Here is a 5,415-nt window from a genome sequence, read left to right on the forward strand (position 1 = left end):
GGGGCCACCCCAACTTGCCAAAAACCCACAACAGTTGAGCCTCGCAATATGCGGAAGCTGAACCGGACAGTCGTGGGACAAGCCCGGCCATGACGAGCTTGGGTTGGCGCTTTTCACTTTTCAAAGAGCGGGGCTGTTGAGGCCCGTCGAAGAGTTGAGTTCGTTCAGACACGTCCTCTCATTCCCGCCGCGCATCCGCGCCCGGGCTCTGCATCAGTCTCGCCTCCGAATAAAGCAGAGGCGCAGGGAAGGCCGGATGCTGGCCGCACCCATGGCCCGCCTGCGGAAAAAAATGCAGGCGGCAGGAACCACAGGTACGAGCCGGAACACCCGGCCTTCCCTGCGCGATGGTCTTACGGCTGCTTCGCGTTCTCCCTGGTGCGCCGGGCTTTCTGGCCACCATCGTCCGCGTGATGCAGAACACCACAACAAACTTGACATCAGCGTCGGGATGTCAGGACCGCGCGACTTGACCGTGCGCATCGGAATTGTTCGTCCGCGCGAGCGAACTCACGCGCAACCCGACACGCCCACCGCATCCCACCTCAGCGTTCGTGACGACCGCGATACGCCCCTCTTGCAGTGAGGCGGGACGGACGGAAATCTGCAGCTGATTTGCCCGACGGTGCAAGTGCGGATCGTGCGACAAACCAACACGACGGGCAGTTGATGCATGGCATGCATGCGCGGACTGCCCGTCGTACAAAGTCCTTCATTCTCGCCGCCCGTTTGCGGTGTCATTTGACGCTGCTCAAGTTCTCAGACATCCGTGTGCATACGGTGGCGCGCACGGGTCGTCTGTGAGGGCTTGCGAGATGAGAATCCTGCTATCCGAAGGATCGGGCCTCACCTCGCGGCAGGTGGCCGGGCGCCTCGGTGCGCTCGGCCATGAGGTCGAGATCCTGTCCTCGACGCGCGTCTGTCTGTCGCGTTTCACCCGGCACGTGCGGGCCGTTCACGACGTGCCGCGGTTCGGCCGTGATCCGTTCGGGTGGCTTGCCGCGGCCGAGCGCGTCGCCGTCGAGCGGAGGATCGATCTGCTGTTTCCGACGCAGGAGCAGGTCACGGTGCTGGCGGCGCGACGGTCGCAGCTTCGCGTGGCGACCATCGTGCCGCCTTTCGCGAGCGTCGCCCGGGTGCAGGACAAGATCTCGGCTTGGCATACGCTCGAAGCCGCCGGCGTACCGCAGCCGCAGACGACTCTGATCTCGCGTGCCGAAGATCTTTGCGACATCACCAGCTTTCCCGTCTTCCTGAAACGGCCGGTGAGCACGGCAAGCTCGGGTGTCCGGCGGGCGCGGAACGCTGACGATCTCGCGGCCGCGGCGCGCGAACTGGGCGTGGGGCGGGCGGATCTGATCGCACAGGTCCAGGTGTCTGGTCCCCTCGCGATGGTGCAGGCGGTCGCCAAGCATGGCCGGCTGATCGCGCATCACGCCTGCTTGCGCGTGCGGGAGGGAGCCGGCGGCGGTGCCTCGCTGAAGGAGAGCGTCGTTCTGCCTGGTCTTCAGGACATGCTGGCGCGATTGGTCGGCGCACTCGATTGGCACGGCGGCCTATCAATGGACGTCATCGTCGGCGACGGCGGGCCCGTGATCATCGACGTCAACCCTCGGCTGGTCGAGCCGGCCAACGCGTGGGCCGCGGGGGTCGACCTCGTCAGCGCGATGCTCAATGTAGCAAAGAGCGCGTCGGCTGCGACGAGCCCTGCCGGCTCAGTCGGCGTGCGCACGCGCCAGACGCTGCTTGCCATCCTCGGCGCCGCGCAGCAGAGGGGATCGCGGACTGCAGTGTGGCGCGAAGCGATGGACACGATCTTCGCCCGAGGCGACTACGCGGGATCCATGGAAGAGCTTACGCCGATCGCGGGCGATCCGCTTGCTGGGGTTCCCGTCTTCGTTGCTCTTGCCGCGACGCTGATCAAGCCGTCGCTGTGGCGAAAATTTCACGCTGGCGCCGTCGGGCCCTATGCGGTCACGCCCGAAGCCTGGGCGGAGATCCTGGCTGCGGCGGGATGAGTGGTCGTCGTCTCCGCAGCGCGAGCACTTAGGACGGTCCGGGCGGTGTCCGGCCGTTGCCATCGCGTGGAGGAGATCACGTCTCCGTTTTGGGAGCGAAGCCGGGCACCCATTTTTCGTGCTGAGGCAGTCCGTCGTTGATGTCCCACCACGGGGCCTTTGAACCAGCGAACACATGCAACTTGGGCCGGACTCCGGGATCGTCGTCGAGCAGTCCGGCGGGAATGCTGACGGTGGGGAGATATGCAGCCTTGCCTGGCGCGATCGAGCCGCAGACGCGGCAAAAGAATCGAAAGCTGCCCGGTGCCGACTCGAATTGCTGCATCAGCTCTTCACCGGAAAGCAGCCGGAACTTGTCGGCGTCGACGTGAACATAACTGGCGAAGGCGGCTCCGCTCAGCTTGCGGCAGTTGCTGCAATGGCAGTGCGTGAGCGCGCGAACCTGGTCGATTTCGAATCGGATGCCCCCGCAAAGGCAGCTTCCTTTGATCACTTGGCGAGCCCCGTCGTGAATTTCACTCTGCTCCTTCAACGTGACGGTATTCCTGCCGTGGGGCATGCGCAACGTCATCGTACACTTCGCGAATGCAGACGGCCGCCGATGAAAATCCTTCCGCAAAGAGATGCGGTTGGAATTTCCGGCCGGCACGCCTCCATCAACATCACGTCGGCCGTAAAGGCGGCGGATCTTGCAATTCCTCGATCACGCGACGAACCAGCACGACGGGCATTTCGTGCGTGAGGCTCACGTGCAAACTGCCCGTCGTGCAACGTCTGATGCCGCTCTGGTCGCTGCTGCCTCGTCGGCAATCTACAGCAAGCCGACCTTGTGCATCATGTCGCGGATCTGCGCCGGACTGGGATCACCGGCGGCCGGGCTCGACCACTCGCCGGTCGTCGTTGCCGGGCCCCTGGCAACCGAGCCGGATCCGTTGGGCTTGCCATTGGGCGCCTGCGGCGCCAGCGTCGGAGACGTCCCGGCGTTCTGCGCTTCGCCGCGCGCCAGTCCCAGCAGACGACGAAGGACGTCGAGCGAGGGATCGGCCGCGGGCGCGGAGGCGACGGCCGCTTCCAGGCCGAGGGCGCGCATCGCGTTCGGCAGCCCGGCTCCCGCACGATTGGGGTCGCCGAACTGCAGCGGCGTCGACGTCTCCTTCAGGATCTGGAACAGCCGCTCCACGCGTCGCGCGTCGCGCGTCGCGAACGGGCCCTTGAAGTCGGGATGATGCGCCAGCACCAGCGCAGCGAGGCCGGTGACATGCGGCGTCGCCATCGAGGTGCCGTCCCACGCCCCGAAGCCATCGGCCGGCAGCGAGGACACGATGCCGACGCCGGGCGCGCAGACGTCGATCTCCGGCCCGAAGCAGCTGAACTTCGCCGGAAAATATCCGTCGCTGCTGCGGAAGCCGTCCAGCGCCTGCTGGGCGTGGAAGCTGTCCTCGGGAAACTCGCCCCATTTGCCCATCGCGGCGACCGACAGGCAATGCGGCGTCGAGCCGGGAAACTGGACCGGCCCCGACGAATTTCCCGCAGCGACGATACAGGCGAGGCCCATCTGCTTGGCCCGCAGGATCCGCTCCTCGATGATCTGCGACGGCTCGCCGCCGCCCAGGCTCATATTGGCGACGTCGATGCCGTTCTCCATGCAGTAGTCGAGCGCCGAGACGAGATCGCTGAACCGGCCGCCCGGGAAGATCCGGCAGACATGGATTTCGGCCGCCGGAGCGAAGCCGCGAATGCCGCCGCCGCTGCCGACCGGGCCGCCGGCGATAATCCCGGCGCAATGCGAGCCGTGACCGATGGTATCGATGGTCCAGCTCGCGGGATCATTGCCGACGATGCTCTTGCCGATCGTGACGCCGTGCAGATTGCGATGCGTTGGTGCTGCGCCGGAATCGATCACCGCGATCTTCACGCCCGCGCCATTGTAGGCGAGGGGCACGCGATCGAGGCCCATCGCGCGCTGGCCCCATCCCAGCAATTGCTGGCCGGGAAAGCCGCGCAGGTAGGCGCCCAGCGTCTTCGCGGCAATGCGATTCACGCTGTCGGGGGTCAGTTGCGGACGGTCGAGCCAGAAGGTCCAGTAATCGACCCGCGGCTTGATCAGGATCGAGCGGATGGTGTCGGGCGTTTCGCCCTGAATCTTGAGCGTGACACGGCCGCTGGCGTTGGTGACGCCCTGAACCGGCCACACGCTGCCGAACACGTAGACTTCCACTTCCGGCAGCGGACCGCTCTCGCCGACCACTTCGATCGTCGTCGAGAAGCCGTCGGCCAGGGGAATGAGAACGCCGGGATTGGGAAGCTGGTGCGGCGCCGGAGTCTGCGGAACGGCCGGATCGAGCATGTAGGTGAGCGGCGCATCGCGCTCGACCGCGAGCCGCGCTCCGGCCTGGGCCTTGAGCAATTCGGCCTTGTCGGGCGTCATGCGGGCCAGCACCATGGGGCCGAGCGGCGCCTGTCCCGGGTCGGCGCTCTGAAATCCGAGCAGCCGCGGCGGCTGAATCGTTTTCACCACGTCGATGTCGGGAGTGTTTGTCAGTTGCTGGACGATGAAGTCGGCGCTGAAGGTCGCAAGCCCCGTCTGCTGGCGCGGGGCCAGGATGTACTGCGCCCGCCGCTGCGAGATCGTTGCGCCGGGTTGGCCCGTTGCTGGCGCCGCCGTGCCGCCGTCGCTGCGACCGGTCCCTGGCGAGGCAGGGGCTGATGCGGCGGTCACCCGTGCTGCGGCCTGCGGTGCGGCAGCGGCCTCGGCTGAGGGCTGCTCCGCTCCAGGCTGCGCTCCGGTGCCGTTGACGGCCGTGCCGGCCGCATCCTTCTGATCAGAGATTTCGGATTTGCTTCGTGCGGCCATCTGCGGGCTCCTTCATCCTCGCTCGTGACATCGTCGGGGGCGCGGCTGGAGTCAGCCGGCGCCAAAGGGTTTCAGTGGAGCGTTCGGCTCGACCACGATCGTGCTGAAAGTCGATCGGAGGCGATCGGCCTGGCTCTTCGTCATCGACAGGATGACGACGTCGGGGGCGACCTGACCGATGCGCTTCACGCCGGGCTCGCGGCTCAGATGATCAGCAAGCTGGCCGGACTTGACCGGCTCGCCCTGCACGATGAATTCCTGCTCCGAGTTCGGATCCGGCATGCCTCGCTCCCTCCATGTCAGGTCGGCGGTGGGCGGACCTTCGGCGCGCCCACCGTCTCACTCGCTTGCATCCGCGTTGCGAATGTCGCGGATCGTTGCTTCCAATCGGTCTAGTGCATCGTGCCGGTGGGCTGGCCGGTGCTGAAGATGCCGAGCGTATGCCCGATGTTGAGGCCGGTCTGCGCGCCCTGTCCGATCTTCTTGAGCACGCTCCAGAAGCCCTGCAGCTCCATGTCGGTCGGCTGCGCCGCCGCGGCGGCC

Annotated in this window: 4 protein-coding genes; 1 reads left to right on the plus strand and 3 read right to left on the minus strand. The window is 66.3% G+C overall.

Annotated features, from left to right (window positions below; all coding sequences use genetic code 11):
* Positions 1–815: 815 nt before the first annotated feature.
* Complete coding sequence (locus tag ACQR1X_RS32405; protein ID WP_434900354.1) at positions 816–2,018, plus strand: ATP-grasp domain-containing protein; 1,203 nt, start codon at positions 816–818, stop codon at positions 2,016–2,018.
* A gap of 76 nt (positions 2,019–2,094) precedes the next feature.
* Here the strand turns inward: ACQR1X_RS32405 and ACQR1X_RS32410 are convergent, their stop codons facing one another.
* From ACQR1X_RS32410 to ACQR1X_RS32420, 3 genes are all read right to left on the minus strand, one after another.
* Entirely contained in the window at positions 2,095–2,589 is a 495-nt protein-coding gene (locus tag ACQR1X_RS32410) for a GFA family protein (protein ID WP_434900355.1), read from the minus strand.
* 240 nt (positions 2,590–2,829) lie between these two features.
* Positions 2,830–4,872, minus strand: coding sequence for a S8 family serine peptidase (locus ACQR1X_RS32415; RefSeq protein ID WP_434900356.1), 2,043 nt, complete (start codon positions 4,870–4,872; stop codon positions 2,830–2,832).
* Between the two features lie 51 nt (positions 4,873–4,923).
* On the minus strand, positions 4,924–5,154 hold the full coding sequence (locus tag ACQR1X_RS32420) for a hypothetical protein (protein ID WP_316183701.1): 231 nt from the start codon (positions 5,152–5,154) through the stop codon (positions 4,924–4,926).
* Positions 5,155–5,415: the final 261 nt, after the last annotated feature.

It is taken from the genome of Bradyrhizobium sp. HKCCYLRH3073 (assembly GCF_051167995.1).
Classification (GTDB): Bacteria; Pseudomonadota; Alphaproteobacteria; order Rhizobiales; family Xanthobacteraceae; genus Bradyrhizobium.